Origin of the sequence: Williamsia sp., from assembly GCF_016462415.1 — a bacterium.
GTDB lineage: Bacteria > Actinomycetota > Actinomycetes > Mycobacteriales > Mycobacteriaceae > Williamsia_A.
The window spans coordinates 20493-39577 of the sequence record NZ_JAEMTF010000037.1; the positions used below are offsets into that span (position 1 = coordinate 20493).

Annotated in this window: 19 protein-coding genes; 3 read left to right on the top strand and 16 right to left on the bottom strand. The window is 68.6% G+C overall.

The window, feature by feature from the left end; genetic code table 11:
• Nucleotides 1-3: 3 nt before the first annotated feature.
• Genes JHC79_RS11200 through JHC79_RS11215 form a run of 4 tightly spaced genes read right to left on the bottom strand, consistent with a single transcriptional unit; the run spans nucleotide 4 to nucleotide 5717 of the window.
• Nucleotides 4-1203 (bottom strand): acetate kinase, encoded by a 1200-nt coding sequence (locus JHC79_RS11200; RefSeq protein WP_296390698.1) that lies wholly within the window; start codon nucleotides 1201-1203, stop codon nucleotides 4-6.
• Between the two features lie 14 nt (nucleotides 1204-1217).
• Nucleotides 1218-3305: a phosphate acetyltransferase gene (gene pta / locus JHC79_RS11205; RefSeq protein ID WP_296390659.1), complete on the bottom strand. Its 2088-nt coding sequence runs from the start codon at nucleotides 3303-3305 to the stop codon at nucleotides 1218-1220.
• Between the two features lie 23 nt (nucleotides 3306-3328).
• Nucleotides 3329-4210, bottom strand: a complete 882-nt coding sequence (locus JHC79_RS11210; protein WP_296390661.1) for a diguanylate cyclase — start codon at nucleotides 4208-4210, stop codon at nucleotides 3329-3331.
• A 4-nt stretch (nucleotides 4211-4214) separates the two neighbouring features.
• Nucleotides 4215-5717: an MFS transporter gene (locus JHC79_RS11215; protein WP_296390662.1), complete on the bottom strand. Its 1503-nt coding sequence runs from the start codon at nucleotides 5715-5717 to the stop codon at nucleotides 4215-4217.
• Nucleotides 5718-5836: 119 nt separating this feature from the next.
• Between JHC79_RS11215 and JHC79_RS11220 the strand changes: the two genes are divergently transcribed.
• On the top strand, nucleotides 5837-6706 hold the full coding sequence (locus JHC79_RS11220) for a helix-turn-helix transcriptional regulator (protein WP_296390664.1): 870 nt from the start codon (nucleotides 5837-5839) through the stop codon (nucleotides 6704-6706).
• A 69-nt stretch (nucleotides 6707-6775) separates the two neighbouring features.
• Here the strand turns inward: JHC79_RS11220 and JHC79_RS11225 are convergent, their stop codons facing one another.
• From JHC79_RS11225 to JHC79_RS11245, 5 genes are all read right to left on the bottom strand, one after another.
• Nucleotides 6776-8749, bottom strand: coding sequence for a glycosyltransferase family 39 protein (locus tag JHC79_RS11225; protein WP_296390700.1), 1974 nt, complete (start codon nucleotides 8747-8749; stop codon nucleotides 6776-6778).
• A gap of 283 nt (nucleotides 8750-9032) precedes the next feature.
• Complete coding sequence (locus tag JHC79_RS11230) at nucleotides 9033-9428, bottom strand: type II toxin-antitoxin system VapC family toxin (RefSeq protein WP_296390666.1); 396 nt, start codon at nucleotides 9426-9428, stop codon at nucleotides 9033-9035.
• On the bottom strand, nucleotides 9425-9697 hold the full coding sequence (locus tag JHC79_RS11235; protein WP_296390668.1) for a type II toxin-antitoxin system prevent-host-death family antitoxin: 273 nt from the start codon (nucleotides 9695-9697) through the stop codon (nucleotides 9425-9427). Before JHC79_RS11235 ends, JHC79_RS11230 begins: the two co-directional genes overlap by 4 nt.
• Before the next feature lie 102 nt (nucleotides 9698-9799).
• On the bottom strand, nucleotides 9800-10510 hold the full coding sequence (locus JHC79_RS11240; protein WP_296390670.1) for an enoyl-CoA hydratase/isomerase family protein: 711 nt from the start codon (nucleotides 10508-10510) through the stop codon (nucleotides 9800-9802).
• A 14-nt stretch (nucleotides 10511-10524) separates the two neighbouring features.
• The gene (locus tag JHC79_RS11245) at nucleotides 10525-11085 is read right to left on the bottom strand and encodes a TetR/AcrR family transcriptional regulator (protein ID WP_296390674.1); all 561 of its coding nucleotides are present in this window, start codon (nucleotides 11083-11085) and stop codon (nucleotides 10525-10527) included.
• A 148-nt stretch (nucleotides 11086-11233) separates the two neighbouring features.
• Between JHC79_RS11245 and JHC79_RS11250 the strand changes: the two genes are divergently transcribed.
• A complete protein-coding gene (locus JHC79_RS11250) occupies nucleotides 11234-12124 on the top strand; it encodes a YihY/virulence factor BrkB family protein (RefSeq protein WP_296390676.1) in 891 nt (296 codons plus the stop codon).
• On the opposite strand, the gene JHC79_RS11255 is transcribed toward JHC79_RS11250, so the two are convergent.
• On the bottom strand, nucleotides 12006-12773 hold the full coding sequence (locus JHC79_RS11255; RefSeq protein ID WP_296390678.1) for a CDP-alcohol phosphatidyltransferase family protein: 768 nt from the start codon (nucleotides 12771-12773) through the stop codon (nucleotides 12006-12008). The genes JHC79_RS11250 and JHC79_RS11255 overlap by 119 nt on opposite strands.
• A gap of 282 nt (nucleotides 12774-13055) precedes the next feature.
• Nucleotides 13056-13988: a DMT family transporter gene (locus JHC79_RS11260; RefSeq protein WP_296390680.1), complete on the bottom strand. Its 933-nt coding sequence runs from the start codon at nucleotides 13986-13988 to the stop codon at nucleotides 13056-13058.
• A 162-nt stretch (nucleotides 13989-14150) separates the two neighbouring features.
• On the opposite strand from JHC79_RS11260, the gene JHC79_RS11265 reads away from it, so the two are divergent.
• The gene (locus JHC79_RS11265) at nucleotides 14151-15062 is read left to right on the top strand and encodes a LysR family transcriptional regulator (protein ID WP_296390682.1); all 912 of its coding nucleotides are present in this window, start codon (nucleotides 14151-14153) and stop codon (nucleotides 15060-15062) included.
• On the opposite strand, the gene JHC79_RS11270 is transcribed toward JHC79_RS11265, so the two are convergent.
• The 5 genes from JHC79_RS11270 to JHC79_RS11290 all read right to left on the bottom strand — a co-directional run.
• Nucleotides 15049-15204 carry a hypothetical protein gene (locus JHC79_RS11270; RefSeq protein ID WP_296390684.1) on the bottom strand — a complete coding sequence of 52 codons (156 nt, stop codon included), beginning with the start codon at nucleotides 15202-15204 and terminating at the stop codon, nucleotides 15049-15051. The genes JHC79_RS11265 and JHC79_RS11270 overlap by 14 nt on opposite strands.
• A 177-nt stretch (nucleotides 15205-15381) precedes the next feature.
• Nucleotides 15382-16398 (bottom strand): glucose-6-phosphate dehydrogenase (coenzyme-F420), encoded by a 1017-nt coding sequence (gene fgd, locus JHC79_RS11275; RefSeq protein ID WP_296390686.1) that lies wholly within the window; start codon nucleotides 16396-16398, stop codon nucleotides 15382-15384.
• 96 nt (nucleotides 16399-16494) lie between these two features.
• Nucleotides 16495-17850, bottom strand: a complete 1356-nt coding sequence (locus JHC79_RS11280; RefSeq protein ID WP_296390688.1) for a HAMP domain-containing sensor histidine kinase — start codon at nucleotides 17848-17850, stop codon at nucleotides 16495-16497.
• The gene (locus tag JHC79_RS11285; RefSeq protein WP_296390690.1) at nucleotides 17847-18533 is read right to left on the bottom strand and encodes a response regulator transcription factor; all 687 of its coding nucleotides are present in this window, start codon (nucleotides 18531-18533) and stop codon (nucleotides 17847-17849) included. Before JHC79_RS11285 ends, JHC79_RS11280 begins: the two co-directional genes overlap by 4 nt.
• Before the next feature lie 30 nt (nucleotides 18534-18563).
• A partial coding sequence (locus JHC79_RS11290; protein ID WP_296390692.1) for a DUF5666 domain-containing protein occupies nucleotides 18564-19085 on the bottom strand: 522 nt, incomplete at its 5' end.

Consider the following 19085-nt stretch of genomic DNA (forward strand, 5'->3'; position numbering starts at 1 on the left):
GGGTCAGCGGACCAGAGCGGCCGCCTTGCGGGCGATGGCCAGTTCCTCGTTGGTCGGGATCACCAGCACCGCGATCTCGCTGTCGTCGGTCGAGATCCGCCGCGCGTCGCGCGATCGCGCGGTGTTCGCGTCGTCGTCGATGACGATGCCGAACCGTTCGAGACCCGCCAGGCCGTCGCGGCGCACGGTCGGCGCGTTCTCGCCGACGCCGGCGGTGAAGACGATCGCGTCCACCCGCCCGAGGTCCACCAGGTACGCACCGACGTAGCGTCGCAGACGGTGGATGTAGACGTCGTAGGCCAGGGTCGCGGCCTCGTCCCCGTCGTCGACCATCGACGTGATGGTGCGGAAGTCGTTCTCGCCGCACAGCCCCTTGAGCCCGGACGACTTGTTGAGCATGGTGTCGATGGCGTCGACGTCCATGTCGGCCACCCGCCGCAGGTACATCACGATCGCCGGATCGATGTCGCCGCTGCGGGTTCCCATCACCAATCCCTCGAGCGGTGTCAGACCCATCGAGGTGTCGACGGCACGTCCGCCCCGCACCGCCGACGCCGACGCGCCGTTGCCCAGGTGCAGCACGATCAGGTTGACGTCGGAGGGGTCCCGATCCAGGAACTCCGCAGCTGCGCCACTGACGTATTCGTGTGAGGTGCCGTGGAATCCGTATCGCCGGATGTTGTGCCGCTCGGCGACCTCGTGATCGATCGCGTAGGTGGCGCTGTGCGGCGGGAGATCGTGGAAGAAGGCGGTGTCGAACACGCACACCGCGGGGACGTCCGGGAGCAGCTCACGGATGGCCTCGATGCCGATGAGGTTCACCGGATTGTGCAGCGGCGCCAGGCTCGACAGGCGATCCACCTCGGCGATGACGTCGTCGCTCACCAGCACCGGCTCGCTGAAGCTCGTGCCGCCGTGCACGACACGGTGCCCCACCGCGAGAAGGTCGCTGGTCCGCAGATCGGTGCCGCACTCGTCGAACAGGTGCAGGGCGCGCTGCAACGCCTCGCGGTGATCGGCGATGGCGCCGGCGGAGTTCTGCGTCTGCCCGTTCTGCGTGTGTTCGACCGAGGCGTCGTGCTCACCGATCCGCTCGACGATCCCCGATGCGATCACCTCGCCGGAATCGGGATGCACCAGCTGGTATTTCAGCGAGGACGATCCGGAATTGAGGACGAGGACCGCTCCGGATGCCGCGCCCACCGTGTTGCCACCGCTCACGACTGGAGTGCCTGGGCTTGGATCGCGGTGATCGCGACGGTGTTGACGATGTCGGAGACGAGCGCGCCGCGCGAGAGGTCGTTGATCGGCTTCCGCAGTCCCTGCAGGACCGGCCCGATCGCGACCGCGGATGCGCTGCGCTGCACCGCCTTGTAGGTGTTGTTGCCGGTGTTCAGGTCCGGGAAGACCAGCACCGTCGCCTTGCCCGCGACCTTCGAGTCCGGCATCTTGCTCTCCGCTACGGAGGGTTCCACCGCGGCGTCGTACTGGATCGGCCCCTCCACCAACAGCTCCGGGGCCCGTTCGCGCACGAGCTCGGTGGCCGAGCGCACCTTGTCGACGTCGGCACCGGAACCGGATTCGCCGGTCGAGTACGACAGCATCGCGACGCGGGCCTCGATGCCGAACTGCTCGGCGGTGGCCGCGGAGGAGATCGCGATGTCGGCGAGCTGCTCGGCGGTCGGATCCGGCACGATCGCGCAATCACCGTAGGCGAGAACACGATCGGCCAGACACATGAAGAACACGCTCGACACCGTGGAGACACCGTCGAGGGTCTTGATGATCTCGAACGCGGGACGGATGGTGTGTGCGGTGGTGTGGGTTGCGCCGGACACCATCCCGTCGACGAGCCCCTCGTGCACCATCATCGTGCCGAAGTAGGAGACATCGCCCATCACCTGTCGTGCCCGGGCGAGGTCCATCCCCTTGTGCTTGCGGAGTTCGGTGTAGGTGGTCGCGAACGACTCGAGATGCTCGGAGTCGCGCGGGTCGATGACATGTGCGGCGTCGAGGTCGACGCCGAGTTCCTGCGCCCGCGAGTGCACGGCGTCGGCGTTGCCGAGCAGCGTCAGATCGGCGACACCGCGACGGAGCAGACGCCCGGCCGCGCGCAGGATGCGGTCGTCCTCGCCCTCGGGCAGCACGATCTTCTTGCGGTCGGACTTCGCCTGCGCGATGAGCTGGTACTCGAACATCTGCGGCGTCACCACGGTCGGCGCCGACAGCCGCAGCCGTTCGAGCAGTGACGCCGAGTCGACGTGCTCCTCCATCAGGGTCAGCGCCGCGTCGATCTTGCGGACCGACTCGACCCCGACGCGACCGCGCGCGAGTGCCGCGGCCCGCGCGGTCTCGTAGGTGCCCTGCTCGCACGAGATGATCGGCAACGCCGGCTTGAGGCCCTCGACGAGCGACTCGATCATCGGGTGCGGACGGATGCCGCCGTTCATGATGATGCCGGACAACTTCGGGAAGCCCTGTGCCGCATTGGCGGTCACCAGGGCCAGCAGGACGTCGGAGCGATCGGCCGGGGTGATCACCGCGACGCCGTCGGTGAGGCGTTCGAGGATGTGCTCGGCGGTCATGCCGCCGACCATCACGCTCATCGCCTCCCGGTCGAGCAGCTCGGGGTCGCCGCTGAAGAGTTCGCCGTCGAGTGCGGTCATCAGCTCGGCCATCGTCGGCGACACCAACACCGGGTCCTCCGGCAGCGACCATGCCGGCAGGCCGGTCGTCTCCAGGATGTCCTTCACCGCCTCGAGCTGGTCGGGGTCGCACCGGTTGGCGATCAGGGCCACGGCCTGCGCGTGCGCGCCCTTGATCTCGGTGAGGCAGAGCTCGGCCAGCGCCAGCACCTCCTCGGGGGTGCGCTCGGCGGCCTTGAGCGCGAGCACCATCGGGGTCCCGAGGTTCGCGGCGATCCGCGCGTTGAAGCTGAGTTCCGACGGGCTGGCGACGTCGGTGAAGTCCGACCCGATCACCAGCACCGAGTCGCACTGCTCCTCGACGGTGTGGAAGCGGTCGACGATCTCGGCGAGGGTCGCCTCCGGGTCACCGTGGACCTGCTCGTAGGTCACGCCGATGCAGTCCTCGTAGGACAGGTCCACGGAGTCGTGCTCGATGAGCAGATCGAGGATGTAGTCGCGCTCGCCCGCCGCGGCCCGGGAGATGGGGCGGAACACACCGATGCGGCCGCCGGTCGCGGCGAGCAGGTGCAAGGTGCCCAGCGCGATGGTGGACTTACCGGTGTCGCCCTCCGGCGATGCGATGTAGATGCTGCTCGAGGTCGGACTCCCTGCACCCATGCCCCGATCGTAGTGGGCGCGGGTCAGTTGTCGTCGCCCCGGATCTGTCCGGGACCGTCACGCTTGGCCAGATAGAGGCGGGCGTCGGCGCGGTCGAAGCAGTCGACCACGCTCTCGCTCCCACGGAGAGCGGCGAAGCCCGCGCAGAACGTCTGCGAATCGGGCATCACCGCGCTCATCGCGCGCAGCACGGCGTGTGCCTGCGACGCCCGTCGCCCGGGGAGCGCGAGCGCGAACTCCTCGCCACCCCACCGCGAGAACAATGCATCCGCGCCGACCACCTCGGCTGCCGCCGCGGCGAACTCCACCAGCAGATCATCGCCGGCGCGGTGGCCACGGGAGTCGTTGTAGGCCTTGAACCGGTCGAAGTCGAGGACTGCCAGTACCAGCGGCGTCTCGGCCCGCGACGACGGCTCCTCGAATCGGGAGAGTCGCTCGAGCCATCCGCGCCGGTTGAGCAGACCGGTCAGCGGGTCGGTGACCGCGGCGGCGAGCAGTCGGTCCTCGGTCATGCGTCGGTCGGTGGTGTCGTGGATGACCGCCATCGTCCACCGGCGTCCACCCGGCCCCGACACCGCGCTCACCGACACCCACCCCCAACGGATGGTGCCGTCGGGGTGGACGTAGCGCTTCTCGAGCCGCAGATCGTCGCCCCGGGCGCGGGCCTGTGCCATCAGTCCCTCGACCGCCGCGTGCTGGGCGAGGTCGTCGGGGTGGGTGAACTCGCGCGACGACAACCCCGCGATCGCCTCCCACGCACGACCCACCATCGCGCAGTAGGCGCCGTTGGCCGCCATCAGCAAGCCGTCCTCGTCCGCCAATGCGATGGGGACGGTACTGGCCTCGAACATGACCCGGAACCACTCGTCGTCGACCCCCGTGAAGGTGGTGGCGTCATCGGTCACACGCTCATTGTCCACCGCCGCCGGCGACGCGGTCACCGGAGCGCATCGCCCATGCGGTGAACGCCGCGGCCAGCCATGCGAGAACTGCGAGCGCCAGGAACGTGATCCGCATCGCATCCGTCAGAGCGGCGTCCGTGGCGGGATCGACGGCCTGTCCCTGGAGGGCGTCAGCAGCAGAGGCTCCACCGACGCGGCCCGCGGTCAGACTCACCAGGACTGCGGCGGCCGCCGCGACGGCCAGTGACTCCCCGGTGATCCGCATCGTGTTGAACATCCCCGCGGCCGCGCCCGCCTTCGTCACCGGAACGGTGCTCACCGCCGCGTTGTCCATGACACAGAACGCCAACCCGACACCGATGCCGAAGACGAGCAGCGGCACCGCGATCCGCAGGGCCGAGTCGTGCGGAGCGATGGCCGTCATCCCGAACAGACCGGTGCCGATGCACACAGATGCGACGACGAGGATCATCCGCACCGACACTGCCGCGGTCAGACGACGAGCGGCGAGCGGGAGGAGCAGTACCGGCACGGTCATCGGCAACAGCGCCGCCGCGGAGGCGAACTCGCCGGCCCCGGCCACGCCCTGCAGGTAGATCGGCAGATAGACCAGCAGCACCACGAACCCGAAGGTCACCGCGAACGGTTGGCAGATGACGGCGGTGAACGCCGCGCTGCGGAACAGTCGCACGTCGAACATCGCCGCGGGGTTGCGCAGTTCCACGACGACGAACACCGCGATGAGGACGACGGCCGCCACGAACGACGCCATCGCGGGCGCCGAGAGCCAGCCCTGCCCCGACGCGGAGACGAAACCGAACGACAGCAGGGCCAGGGCGCCGCCGAATGTCACCATTCCCCCGACATCGAGCCGACCTGCCTCATCGTCGCGGGACTCCGAGGCCATGCGCGACAACACGAATGCGATGCCCGACACGATCGCGATGGCCACGAACACCGCACGCCACCCGATCATGCCGAGGGCTCCGGCCGCGACGGGACCGATGGCGAGCCCCGCCCCGAAACTCGCACCGAGCATCCCGAAGGCCGCCACCCGCAACGACCCCGAGGTGGCATGGGCCAACACCGCGGCCCCTGCCGACACGATGCCCGCGGCGCCGAGTCCCTGGACTCCGCGCAGGATGTCGACGACGAGGATGTCGGGGGCGGCTGCGATCCCCGCGGCCGACAGCGCGAAGATCGCGATCCCGGTACGGAGCACCCGTCGGCGGCCGACGCGATCGGCCAGGCTCCCCGCGGCCAGGACAGCGGCCGCGAAGATCGTGTTGTAGGCGTTCTGTACCCACTGTGATGCCCCGGAACCCGCGCCCAGTCCGTGGGCGAGATCGGGAAGGATCACCGCGGGTCCGGTCACTGCGAAGGGCAACAGCATCGACGCCGCAAGCACCGCGATGATCGTGAGCCGGACCCGGGGCGAGATGTCGGTGGCGCCGGAATGTGGTCTCGAGGACGAATCGGATGCATTGATGTCCTGTGCAGATGTGGTCATGGAGGTCAGCGTGGCGGCAATCCACGCCTGTCATCCAGGCCGAGTCACACCGGGGGTCGCGGCCACCGGGGACCTGTCAGGACCACCCATATCGCTGCGAACCGCGCGATGATCATCTGATGACGATCACCGAACTGGGGGCATTCCTACAGGCGCGCCGGGCGGCGGTGTCACCGGCCGACGTCGGATTGCCCGACACCGGGCGACGCCGGGTACCGGGTCTTCGCCGCGAAGAGGTCGCGACGCTGGTGGGAGTGTCGACGGACTACTACGTGCGGTTGGAGCAGAACCGTGGCGGGAGGCCGTCGGAGTCGGTGCTCAACGCGATCGCGGCGGCGCTGAACCTCGACGGTGCGCAGCGAGCGCATCTCTTCGATCTCGCACGGCCCGGTAAGCGGCTGCACATGCCTGCGACCATCTCCGGCGAGCGCGTCGGGACGGCCACGCTGGCGTTCCTCGACACCCTGACCGTTCCCGCGATGGTCATGACGCGGTGCACCCAGGTGATCGCCTGGAATCCGTTGGCCGCGGCGTTGCTCGCCGACTTCGACGAGATGGACGACCGCGACCGGAACATGGCGCGGTTGATGTTCCTGGACGAGGAGGTCGTTGCGCGCCATCGTGACTGGGAGAGCGCAGTTCGCGATGTCGTCGGAATCCTGCGGATGACCGCGGGGGCAGACCCGGAACACGCCAATCTGTCGGCACTGGTGGGTGAGCTCGCCGTGCGCAGCGACGTCTTCCGACGCCTGTGGGCCGAGCACCACGTCTACGAGAAGGCGCACGGCCCCAAGCTCATACGTCACCCGGATGTCGGTGACATCGACCTCACCTACGCCACCTGGCTCATCCCTGACGCACCCAACCAGATGCTCATCACCTACACGACCGACCCCCGATCGCCGTCGGCGCAGGCGCTGGCGCTGCTCGGATCGCTGGCGGTCTCCGCTGCGACGCCCGACGTGGAGATGTCACGCGACCACACATGATGTGGCTCAGCACATCGGGACGGACACCATGTGTGCCCGTCCCGATGTGTTGATGCGCCGCCCTCGCCGTCAGGTCAGCTTGTAGACCGTCTGACCACCCACCGTCGTGGCGGTGTAGTTGGCCGCCACCCAGCTCGCGATCTCCGTTGCGCTGGAGCTCGATCCACCGGGACCACCACCCTGACCACTACCGATGTAGTACCCGATCTTTCCGTCCTGCACGTACTGGATGAACTCCGCCAGCGTCGGGGTGGGGTCGCCACTCCATCCGCCGATGGCCATCACCGATGTGCCGCTGGCGATCTCGATACCCGACGCCGACTGCGATCCGTTGGTCGCCGCGGCCCACCTGGTGGTGGTCGCCGTGAGCAACGCGGTCAGCTCGCTGCTGGTGGACTGGCCACCCATGCCTCCGGTCCGGGCGGCGGTCTGACCGGATGCGGTCGGCGACTGCCCGCCGCCGGCGCCGGTCGGCGCGGAGCCACCGGCCTGCGCGCCCTGCGTGCCTGCGGTGCCGCCGGGCCGCATTCCGCCCATGCCGCCTCCGGGGGCGCCGCCCATTCCGCCCGAGGAGTCCGATGTCTGGACGGCGGTCGGGATGGATCCGCTGTGCGCGGTGGCCGAGGTGGCGATCCCGAAGGCTGCGGTGGAGCCGAATCCCGCCAGGGCGCCGACGATCACGGCGGCGGCGACGGCTTTGCGGAAGCCGAGGCGTCCGCCGACGAGGATCACCAGGATGGCGAGGACAGCGGCCGCACCGATCAGCCAGCGGGTCCACACCGGACCGAAGTCGGCGCGGTCGAGCAGCACGATCGACCAGCCGACGGCGAGTGCGATCATGGCGCTCATCGCGATCCGACCGTCCCAGCGGTGCCGCAGATTCCAGGCGAACACCGATCCGAGACCGACGAGCGCTGCGATGGCCGGGGCCAGGGCGACGGTGTAGTACGGGTGGATCGTGCCGCTCATGAAGCTGAAGATCAGCCCGGTGACGATGAGCCAGCCGGCCCACATCAGCAGTCCGGCCTTCTCGACGCGGCCGAGGCGCTCGGCCTCCCGGACCCGGATGAACTGTCGGACAACGAGGTACAGACCGAAGACGATCACGAACAACGCGACCGGGAGCAGCCAGGAGATCTCGTACCCCATCTCCGAACCGAACAGGCGGTTGAGTCCGGTGGCGCCACCGAAGCTCGACCCGGCGGCACCGTTGCCACCCATTCCGCCGCCGCCTCCGCCGCCGCTGTTACCGAGGATGCGTCCGAGGCCGTTGTAACCGAGCACCAGATCCATGACGGTGTTGTCGGTGGAGCCGCCGATGTAGGGCCGCGATCCGGCCGGCCACAGTGCGACCACGAGGACCCACCAGCCGGCGCCGACGATCAGCGACACCGCGGCGATGAGCAGGTGGCCGATCCGCTTGAGCCAACCGGTGTCGGCCAGGAGCAGGTAGACCAGCGCGAACGCGGGCAGGACGAGGAGCCCCTGGAGCATCTTGGTGAGGAACGCGAAGCCGAGGGCGACACCGACGAGGGCCAGCCACTTCCACGATGCGGTCGGGACCGCGCGGACGAGGCAGTAGGCCGCCGCGACCATCAGCAGCACCAGCAGCGCGTCGGGGTTGTTGAAGCGGAACATCAGGGCGGCGGCCGGGGTGAAGGCCAGCACCGCACCCGCGATGAGTCCGGCCGCGACACCGCGTCGCGGATCGGAGACGCTGCGACGGATCAACGCGTAGAGCAGGGCCACGGCGGCCACACCCATCAGGGCCTGCGGCATCAGGACGGCCCAGCTGTTCATGCCGAAGATCCGCACCGACAGCCCGGTCACCCACAGCGACGCCGGCGGCTTGTCGACGGTGATGAAGTTCTGCGCGTCCAGCGATCCGAAGAACCACGCCTTCCAGCTGGTGCCGCCGGCCTGCGCCGCCGCGGCGTAGAAGGTGTTGGCGTAGCCGTTGATCGACAGGTTCCAGATGTAGAGGATCGCGGTGACGATGAGCAGCACCGGCAGTGGCGCCTTCGTCAGCAGCCGTGACCGCATCGACGGTGTGCTGGATCCGTTCCGATGGCGACCACCGTCGGGGGCCGGATCGGCGCCCGGGGGTGCGGGTGCGAAAAGGGTGGTCATGATGCCTCCGTGTGAGCGTGGCGGTCGGCGGTTGTCCGACCGTGATGCTCATACGATGCGACGACTTGCTCTTCTGACCCTGGGCAGAGGCTGGGAGAATCCTGGGAGCGGACCCGTCCACAACAGTCACGACTGGGCTGCGGTGTGTGCACTGCGTACAGATGACCGCTCAGCGGTGACGTTTGTGGATGGTCAGCTATGCGGGAGATTCAGTCGGATAGTCGAGGGCACGACAACCCTCGAGCAGGCGGTGGTCGTAGGCGACGACCGCAGTGAGTTCGGACCGGATCTGAGCGGCCGACGCCAGATGGATTGCGTCCAGCGAACGCAGCGTGGCCGGACCGATCGTCTCGGCCAGCGCGATCACCCGGTCCGAGATCGGGATGATGTCGAGCAGATCGATGACGCCGCGGGCGCGTTCGGTGAGTCCCGGTCCACCTGCTCTCGACGCCGTGCGCATCAACTCGACGCTGCCGAGAGCGCTCGTCACCGCCGACTCGCCGGGACGCCCAACGAGCCATCGAGTCAGAGAATCAGTTTCTTGCTCGCGCACAACGAGTTTGACGAGCGCCGAGGTATCGAGGTAGATCACCGATCCTGACGATCCTCGTCGAGAAGACTTGTCAGGCTGCCCGCCGGCAGACGACTGGTATCGATCGCACCGAGTCCCGTCGGATTCTGCGCCGCGACGATCACGCCGGCGTCGATCAGAGCCTCTCGCGTTCGTACACTTTCGGTGACCGGCACCAGGCGCGCGACCACTCTCCCGCGATTGGTCACCTCCAGCTCTTCCCCTGCCTCGACCTGCGCAAGGTATCGAGACGCGTTCTGCCGCAGCTCACGGATACCGATAACCCTCATATCGCCAATGTAGCACCTGGAGTGCTACATCGCCGATCGCGTTGGGCCACCACGCGAGAACGAGGCACCCGACACGGGAGTGCGGGGACCCGCAGCGGCGGATCAGCTATCGGCGATGGCGGCCTGGCCGCCCACACCACTGACCGTGGTGCGCAGGGCGGCGGCGGTGACCGCGTACATCGACGACTTGATCTCACCGATCGTCCGACCCCGCGTGTTCTGATGCGTCCGGGCGTACTCCAGTGCCGCCGGCAGCACCTCGTCGAGCGTGACCGCGTTGTCGATGATGCCGAGCTCGTTCGCCTGCGCACCGCCGTAGCGGCGGCCGGTCACGAGCATCTCGTGATTGACCCGCGCGGGGACCTTGTCGGCGACCAGCATGACGCTGCCGGGTGCGTAACTGGCGCCGATGGTGACACCGGGCATGCACAGGTAGCCGCGGTCGGATCGCATCACGACGTGGTCGTGGGCGAGCGCGAACAGTGCGCCTCCGCCGAAGGCGTGGCCGGTCACCGCGGCGACGGTGGGCATCGGGAACGTGAGTATCCGGCCCAGCAGGATCTGCACGCTCTCCACGTACGGGTCGACGTCATCGACGTTGGCCAGCACCCAGGCGGTGTCGAGGCCGGTCGAGTAGAACTTCCCGAGGGCGGTGGTCACCAGCGCGGTCGGACCGTCACTCGCTTCCACCTCGTCGAGCAGCTCGTTGATCCTCGAGACCTGCGTCGGACCGAACACGTTCTCGTCGTCGCTCGCCCCCTCGTCGTTGAGGTGCAGGACGAAGATGCTGTCATCGCGTGTGAGGTGAGGCACTCCCGCACCATATGTCAGCGCAGCACCGCGTCGACCACCAACTCCGCCACCTGCTCGTCGGTCATCGAGCTCCCGGGGATCAACATGTGCGAATACACGATGCGCACCATGAACTCCGATGCCGCGCGCGCAGTGGGACGCAGGGCGGCCGCGAGCTCCGGTTGGGCGTCGAGGTCGGGCAGGCATCGTGTGACGATCACGTCCACCAGCGTGGTGTCGGTGGTCCGGTCGTCACCGCTGGCGACCAACGTCGAGACCAATTCGGCAGGCTCGTTGCGCAGGAGATACTGCAGCGCCTCGTGGTCGCGGATGTAGCCGAGCACCTTCACGATCAGCGTGGAGATCTTCTCGCGTGGATCGTCGACGGCCCCGATCCACGTGTCGATCTGATCGTGCAGGATCGACACCTCGCGGTCGACGATGGCGGCCAGCAGTTCGTCGCGGCCACCGAACACGCGGTAGGCCGTCGCCCGGCCCACACCGGCGTGACGCGCCACCGACGTCAGGTTCAACGCCTGCGCACCGAAGCGCGACACCACCGACACGGCGACGTCGACCAGCCGTTCACGCTCCATGCGACGACGGTAATGGATCGTCACCGGCGATCGGGAGCGACGTAGGCTCGGGTCACCGCTCGAACCAGTCTCGCAAGCAGCGCCGGGGCACCCGCTGACGTGTTCGTCGTGGCGATCAGGTGGTTCGGACCCTGCGCGAAGGATTTCCTTGACCGATCCGAGAGTGCGCGCCGTGCTGCGCGACACCGGGCGCATCCTCGGCCGCGGCGATCTGGCCGGCGCCGCCGGGACGATGACCTACTTCGCCGCGATCGCCGTCGTGCCCTGGGTGTTGCTGGCCGTGTGGTCGACGACCTGGTTCGACGGCGTGGACGACGCCGAGCGGCGACTGTTGCAGCTCCGGATTCTCATCCCTCCGGAGATGGGCGCCCGGCCGGTCTTCGACACCGTCGTGCACACCGGCACCCACCTCGGGCTGCTGGGAGTCGTGGTCATGCTGTTCCCGGCATCGTTCTACGGCGAGGGGCTCCGCCGGGCGTGCGTGCCCATGCACGAGTGCTCCGATCGGTTGACGAGCTGGCGCGGCCGCGTCTCGATGATGGCGTTGATCGTCCTCGTACCGCCGCTGACGTGGATCTACGTGCGGGTCGGCACCGAGCTCATCGGGTTGTCGCCGGAGGGAGGTGCCGACGGCTGGGGATCGTTCGCGCTGCGCGTCTGGGCCGGTTTCACCTCGACCTGGCTACTGATGAGCGTGGCCCTCACCTGGGTCTTCCGCGCGGTCACCCCCGGCCGCCCCCGATGGTGGGTCGCGGTCGTGGGCGCGACGGTCACCGCGTCGTTCGTGTCCGGGTTCGCACAGGGGTTCCTGCTCTTCCTGTCGATCGGCATCGACGTCGGCATCCCCTACGGCGGCCTGCGCGTCGTGGGAGGCGTTGTGGCCGTCGGCTTGTGGCTCTACGTCATGCACATCCTGATCATCACGGGGTGGGCACTGACGCAGGCGATCGATCTGCATCACGGTCGAACGCAGCAGCCGGCACCGCATCCGGACGCAGTTGATGACGGATCGCCACCAGCAGCTGCGCCATCCCGATGATCGCGAGCACCGAACCCACCACCCCGATCGACGTCACGAGCACGGGACCGGTGACGAACGACGCGGCGTCGACACCCCACTGACGCAGGCACCACAGCGCCCCGACGGACAGCGATCCGAAGACCGCGACCAGGACTCGAGAGGGTCGCTCCCACAGCGTGATCCGGCCCGGACCGTCCATCCCGGCGGCCTGGGCCGTGGCCCGGACCGACTCCAACAGGAGAGTGATCAGAGCGAGCACGATCCCGAGCCACGGGGGCATGCCGAGTACGACGAGCACCCCGATGAGCAGTACGTCGGAGCAGCGGTCGGCCAGCGGGTCGATCACCTTGCCCCACCGGGAGACCGAATCGGTCTGGATCGCCAGCGCACCGTCGACACCGTCGAGAACGGCGGCGAGGGTGACGACGGCCGCGGCGAGGAGCGGCCACCACCGGCCCAGGGCGGCGAGTCCGGGGGCGGTTGCCATCACCACGACCGTCGACCACGTCACCACATTGGGCGAGAGGCGAACCCGGGCAAGAGGTCTGGCGCATGCGTGGGAGAGCACGACCCATCCCGAGATCCACCGCGACGCGTCGGCATCGACACCGCCGTGCAGTTGCGACCACCGCTGCAGGGTCTCCTGGCGTGTCGTCGGGGCGGTCATGACCGGCCGTCCCGTGTGTTCTGGTGGACGATGTGTCGTCGGTGCGACATGACGTCGATCCTCTGCCAGGCCGAATCACGAGGCTACGCAGCGCGATCGAGATCGGACCACGACGGTCGGGGACGGCGGTGCCGTACGAGACAAGGCGTGGGAGATCGGGCAACGACCCGGGGTTCCGGGCCCCCGACGATGTCTCGGCCTGGAAATCGGCATCATCGGGGCCAGAGCTAACTGTGTAACCCGGTCCCCCGACCATACCCCGGGCGCAGGTGTGTCGACCCGTCAGCGCAGGGCGGCGGGTCCGTCGACCGGGTCGGCGTCGGGCACATCGAGCGCCTGCGCCCGGACCCTCGGCCGACGTCTGCTCCACGCGACGCCACCGAGGCACATGGCTCCGCCGACGAGACCGATCGCGGTCGGGACCTCACCGAGGGTCGCCCACGACAGCAGGATCGCGATCGCGGGAACCACCAGCGTGGTCGCCGCCATCTTCCCGGCGTCGGTGCGCGTGAGCGCGTAGGCCCAGGTCGTGAACGCGATCGCGGTCGGCCCGACACCGAGGAACACGACGCCGACGATCGCGCCCACGGGCGCATCGACAACCTCTCCCACGGCCTGCGGCGCGAACGGGATGGTCGCGATGAGGCCGGCCAGACATCCCACCCAGGTGGCGGTGACCGCGTCGACCGTCTTGAGTGCGACCTTCTGCATCAGCACGCCTGCGGCGTAGAGCACCGCGGTGATAAGACCGAGCACGACACCGAGCATGTCGTTGGTCCCGCCTGCGCTGCCACCGAACGCGATGAGCAGGACGCCGGCGAAGGCGACCACCATGCCGATCACGAGCGGACGCGGGAAGCCCTCACCCATGAAGAGGCCCGCGAAGACGGCGACGAGGATCGGCGCGAAGTTCACCAGCAGAGCGGCGGTTCCGGCGTCGAGGTGTCGTTCGGCCCAGTTGAGCAGCACGGTGTACGCACCGAACCAGAGCAAGCCGTAGCCGATCACCAACCCGAGCGCGCGTCCCCGCGGCAGCGGCTTCCGGAAGCGCAGCGCGATCACGGCGAGCCCGATGAACCCGACCAGCAGTCGGCCGAAGGCCAGCGCACCCGGCGAGAAGTGCTCGCCGACAGACCTGATCACGACGAACGACGACGCCCACAGCAGCACGGTGGTCAGCGCGGCCAGGAGAGCGAGGTTCACACGGTCGGTCACACGCGCCATGATGCCCTTTCGTCGGCGTTCGTCGATCACAGCATCCCGCCTCCGAACGCAGTGGATCCGGCGGCTTTCGGACATGACGCTGCCCGCAGGGCCAGATAAGCACAAGCTGTTTGTGCTTGATGATGATTAAGTGCGGCTGTAGCGTCTGTCGACATGATCGATGTGCACCGCCTCCGCGTGTTCCGGGCCGTGGTCGCCGACGGATCGATCGCCGGCGCCGCCTCCGGGCTCGGCTACACCTCGTCGGCCATCAGCCAACACATCACCGCCCTCCAACGGGAGACCGGCCTCGCGCTGCTCGAACGGCAGGGCCGCGGCCTCGTGCCCACGGAGGCCGGTCGCATCCTCGCCGAGCGCAGCGCGGTGGTGTTCGAGCGCCTGGCCGACGTCGAGGCGTTGATCGGCGATCTTCGACACGGCCGGGTCGGGACGTTGTCGGTCAGCTACTTCTCGTCTGCGGGCGCCGCATGGATCCCGCCGATCGTCGCCGCGCTCACCCGCGAGTTCCCGAAGCTGCGGTTGGACCTGCGATTGATCGAACTGCGCACCGAGGGCGCCGATCCCCCCGATGTCGAGATCTTCGTCGACGGGGCGGAGTCGTCAGATCTCACGGGTTACCGGACGTATCCCCTTCTGTCGGACCCGTACTACGCGGTCGTCCCGCGGACGAACCCATTGGCCGGGCGAGCGTCGGTCGAGCTCGGCGAGCTCCGCGACGAGGCGTGGGTCGACAACGACGTGGCCCGCGGTCCGTGCCGCCAGGTGTTGCTCGACGCCTGTGCCGCAGCCGGTTTCACCCCCAGCTTCGGGGTCGAGACGCAGGACTACCCGACGGCGATCCGCTTCGTCGCGGAGGGGGTGGGCATCACGGTGCTCGCCGAACTCGGGCTCGGCACACTCCCCGACGCCGTCGTCGCGATCCCCGTCACCGACCCCACACCGACGCGTCGGATCTCGGTGCGTGTACGAGAAGTGGTCGCAGACAACCCAGCGGTGGTGCGAGCCCTCGAATTGCTGCGCGCACGCGCCGGCGTCGGCCGATCGGCGGCTGTCAGTTCGGGATGACGTTGCTCGACGTCAGATCGGGGACAGTCGCGTAATCGTGCGACTCGTCGTCACGGGTGACGAGGAACGCGGTCAACATGACCATCGACCACGTCGACAGCACGAACGCCTGGATGATGATGAGCAACGGAATGATCGACATGGGTACTCCCGGGGACACGGGGCCTTCGGCCCCAGGGATCCACACTGACCCACGAATGGTGTGCAAGCACCCACGGTAGGTGCGGCACGTGCCTCTGTCGAATGCATGTACGTCCGGTGTGAGCAGGTCGACACTGCCCCTGAGCAGGTGCTCAGGGGCTGTCGACGACCGGACGGATCAGACCGAGAGCTTGCGCAGGCGTGGCTCGAGGTCGTTCTGGAAATTGGTGAGGAAGCGCTGCTGGTCGTGTCCCGGGGCGTGGAACACGAGGTGGTTCAGGCCCGCGTCGGTGTACTGCTTGACCGCCTCGACGGCCTCGTCCGGGTCGGAGGCGACGATCCAGCGCTTGGCGACCTGCTCGATCGGCAGTTCGTCGGCGAGGCGTTCCATCTCCGTGGAGCTGTTGACGCTGTGCTTCTGCTCCTGTGTCAGCGAGAGCGGCGCCCAGAACCGGGTGTTCTCCAACGCGAGGTCCGGGTCCGGGTCGTACGAGATCTTGATCTCGATCATCTTGTCGATCTCGGCGACGTCACGCTCGGCCTTCTCCGCGCCCTCGGCGACCGCGGGCAGCAGCTTGTCGGTGTAGAGCTCCATGCCCTTGCCGGAGGTGCAGATGAAACCGTCACCGGAGCGACCGGCGTAGCGCGCCACCACCGGGCCGCCGGCCGCGACGTACACCGGGACGGGCTTGTCCGGGATGTCGTACATGTAGGCACCCTGGGTCGTGTAGTACTCACCCTCGAAGTCGACCTGCTCACCGGTCCACAGCTCGCGCATCAGTTTGATGGCCTCGCGCAGACGGGCGAAACGCTCCTTGAACTCGGGCCATTCGCCCTGGAACCCGGTGGCGTACTCGTTCAGCGCCTCGCCGGTGCCGACGCCGAGCATGATGCGCTCGGGGTACAGGCAGCTCATCGACGCGAACGCCTGCGCGATCACCGCGGGGTTGTAGCGGAAGGTCGGGGTCATCACCGACGTGCCGATCTGGACGCGCTTGGTGCGCTCACCGACCGCCGCCATCCAGGTCAGCGAGAAGGGGGCGTGACCACCGTTGTGCCGCCAGGGCTGGAAGTGGTCGCTCACGGCCACCGAGTCCATACCGTGCTCCTCGGCCGAGACGGCGATCTCCACCAGCTCTCGCGGATCGAACTGCTCTGCCGAGGCCTTGTATCCGAGTTTCAGTTGCTGTGCCACTGCTCTTCTCCTGCTCACCGGGGTTCCGCCATCAGATGACCTACGTCGCTGACCTCCAACCTAGCGCTGACGCCCGAGCGCGCGTTCGGCGCGCCGTCACCGGCGGGGAGTCGGCGGATCGATCGCCAGGGGGAGGTCGAGACGGAAGGTGGCGCCCACACCCGGACCGTCGACGTGGACCAGCTCGCCCCCGTGCGCCCGGGCGAGTCCGCGGGCCACCGCGAGGCCGAGACCTGATCCTCCCGACCGCCGATCACGGGAGTCGTCCAGGCGGACCATCCGCTCGAAGATGCGTGCCCGGTCCGCGACGGGCACGCCAGGGCCGGTGTCGGAGACGTCGACGTGCGCCCATCGGTCCGACCGGGTGATCGAGACGGTGACGGTCCCACCCGGGGGTGTCGCATGACATGCGTTGTCGACGAGGTTGGCCAGGATCTGGCTGATCCGCCCCGGATCGGCGACCACGGACACCGGTTCCCCGCCGACTCGGACATCGACCTCGGGGTGGAGGAGCGCGACCCGGGCAACCTGGTCGGATGCGAGCGCCAGCAGATCGGTGGTCGCCATCGAGAGGGCCACGCCGGCGTCGATCCTCGCCATGTCGACCATGTCGTCGACCAGCCGCCCGGCTCGGCGGGTCTCCTGGACCAACAGCACCAGCAGTCGCTCGCGATCCTCGACCGGGGTGTCGCGATCGGACTGCAGCAACGTCTCGGCGATGGCCTGGACTCCGGTGACGGGCGTGCGCAGTTCGTGTGCGGCATCGGCGACGAATCGTCGGACCGATTGCTGAGCCGCACGTTCCCGGGCCTCGGCCCCTTCGAGGGAGTCGAGCATGTCATCGAACGCGGCCGCGGTCCGCCCCAGCTCGGTGTCCGGCCGACGCGGGGAGAGACGTTCCCCGCGATGCCCGCGGGCGATCGACCGCGCAAGGGCGGTCATCGCGTCGAGCGGCGCTAACGCGTAGCGGACACCGACGAGGAGCAACCCCGCGGTGATCATCAGGGCGACGAGACCGGTGATGACCATCCCCCACAACAGCCGGCCCCGAACGCTGTCGAGGATCCGGTTGTCCACCGAGAGGGTCACTTCGGCGCCCTGCGCCCAGGCCCGTCCACCACGGAGTCGGATCACTCGGCGCGCCTCGCTCTCCGAGGGCGGCAGCTCTCGGCCGACCACCGTGCCGTCGGCCAGGGTGAGTTGCGCGCGAACAGAACGTCCGTCGATTCTCGCGATGAACCCCTCGGGAGTGGCCGCGGTGCGTGCGAGTTGGCGGGCGTAGGTGGCGCGATCGGCGAGCAGGTTGTTGACATCGCGGTGAGCGGCCACGGTGAACAGCGTTCCGGCGATGGCGATCACGGCGATCAGGACGACAGTCAACACCGCGACCGCGATGACGGTGACGCGCGTGCGCAGTGACCGGGTCTCGAGTTTTGCCGACGGGACAGTCATGACGGCACATCCGTGGGCCGCGCACTGTCCAGGGTGTAGCCGAGGCCACGTTCGGTGTGCAGCAGCCGAGGCCCGTGCTCCTCGAGCTTACGGCGCAGGGCGCTCACGTGGACCTCGACGAGGTTGGGGTCGTAGTGCTCATATCCCCATACGGCCGTGAGTATCTGGGTCTTGGTCAGCACCCGGCCGCGGCGCCGGGCCAGGAAGCACAACATGCGGAACTCGGTGGCGGTGAGCGCGATCGGGCTGCCCCCGCGCAGCACCCGCGCCGCGTCGGCATCGACGACGAGGTCGTCGACGTGCACGATCGTGGACCCTCGACCGCGCCGACGCAGCACGGCGTCGACCCTGGCGACGAGCTCGGCCATCTCGAACGGCTTGATGACGTAGTCGTCGGCACCCTCGGTGAGACCGTGCAGCCGGTCGCTCACCGCGTCCCGCGCGGTGACCATGAGGATCCCGGCGTCGGTACGGCGGCGCACGATCTCGAGAAGGGCGAACCCGTCGGAGCCGGGCAGCATCACATCGAGGAGCACGGCGTCGGGTCGGAACTCGGCAAGATCCACCTCGAGTCGGTCCCCGTCACCGCGTGCGACCACCGAGTGCCCGGCGGCGGTGAGAGCGGCGGCGATGGCGATCCTGATCGGCGTCGAGTCCTCGATGACCAGGATCGAAGAGCCCATGGGTCGAGTGTGCCAGTGGGACCGGCGCGATCAGCCCGGCTGCGTCGTCGCGCTCGGCGGCGGGCTCGTGGGGGCGCCCGATTCGCCGGTGTTCGCAGCACGCTTGGCGACGCGGGTGGCTGTGATCGTGCCCGACTCGTTCTTCCCGACCACCGCGATGCGGTCGCCGACGACGAAATCGGACTGCTGCTGCGGCTTCTTCACCGTTCCGAAGCGCGTGTTCTGCCCGATGGTGACCGTCACCGTCCTGCCGTTGCGCGCGGCGACCGTCCAGGAGGGGCCGTTTTCCGCGGTGATGGTCCCGATGGTGGCACCACGCGCTCGTCGCTGGGCGCCGTTCTGCCCCCTGTTCTCGCGCTTCTGGCCGCCGTCGGCGGAATGGACCTGACGGGAGTGCGCCGACGCCGAGCGCCCCTGGTCGTCGTTCCCGGTGGCGGCCCAACCGATGCTCCCGCCGACCACGCCGCCGATGACCAGCCCGGCGACGCCGGCGATGATCCCGGTGCGACGCGATCCGGTGAACCAGCTACGCGATCTGCCGGTCGGGGGCGG

Excerpts from the sequence above, each read along its gene's own strand:
- JHC79_RS11225 (WP_296390700.1), bottom strand. The coding sequence starts at position 8,749 with ATGCGGTCACGGCTGCTGACGAAGGCGCCACTGCCGGTGCTGCTCATC.
- JHC79_RS11235 (WP_296390668.1), bottom strand. The coding sequence starts at position 9,697 with ATGAGGGTTATCGGTATCCGTGAGCTGCGGCAGAACGCGTCTCGATAC.
- JHC79_RS11215 (WP_296390662.1), bottom strand. The coding sequence starts at position 5,717 with ATGACCACATCTGCACAGGACATCAATGCATCCGATTCGTCCTCGAGA.
- JHC79_RS11255 (WP_296390678.1), bottom strand. The coding sequence starts at position 12,773 with ATGACCGCCCCGACGACACGCCAGGAGACCCTGCAGCGGTGGTCGCAA.
- JHC79_RS11270 (WP_296390684.1), bottom strand. The coding sequence starts at position 15,204 with ATGTCGATCATTCCGTTGCTCATCATCATCCAGGCGTTCGTGCTGTCG.
- JHC79_RS11265 (WP_296390682.1), top strand. The coding sequence starts at position 14,151 with ATGATCGATGTGCACCGCCTCCGCGTGTTCCGGGCCGTGGTCGCCGAC.
- JHC79_RS11245 (WP_296390674.1), bottom strand. The coding sequence starts at position 11,085 with ATGGAGCGTGAACGGCTGGTCGACGTCGCCGTGTCGGTGGTGTCGCGC.
- JHC79_RS11280 (WP_296390688.1), bottom strand. The coding sequence starts at position 17,850 with ATGACTGTCCCGTCGGCAAAACTCGAGACCCGGTCACTGCGCACGCGC.
- pta (WP_296390659.1), bottom strand. The coding sequence starts at position 3,305 with ATGGGTGCAGGGAGTCCGACCTCGAGCAGCATCTACATCGCATCGCCG.
- JHC79_RS11220 (WP_296390664.1), top strand. The coding sequence starts at position 5,837 with ATGACGATCACCGAACTGGGGGCATTCCTACAGGCGCGCCGGGCGGCG.
- JHC79_RS11285 (WP_296390690.1), bottom strand. The coding sequence starts at position 18,533 with ATGGGCTCTTCGATCCTGGTCATCGAGGACTCGACGCCGATCAGGATC.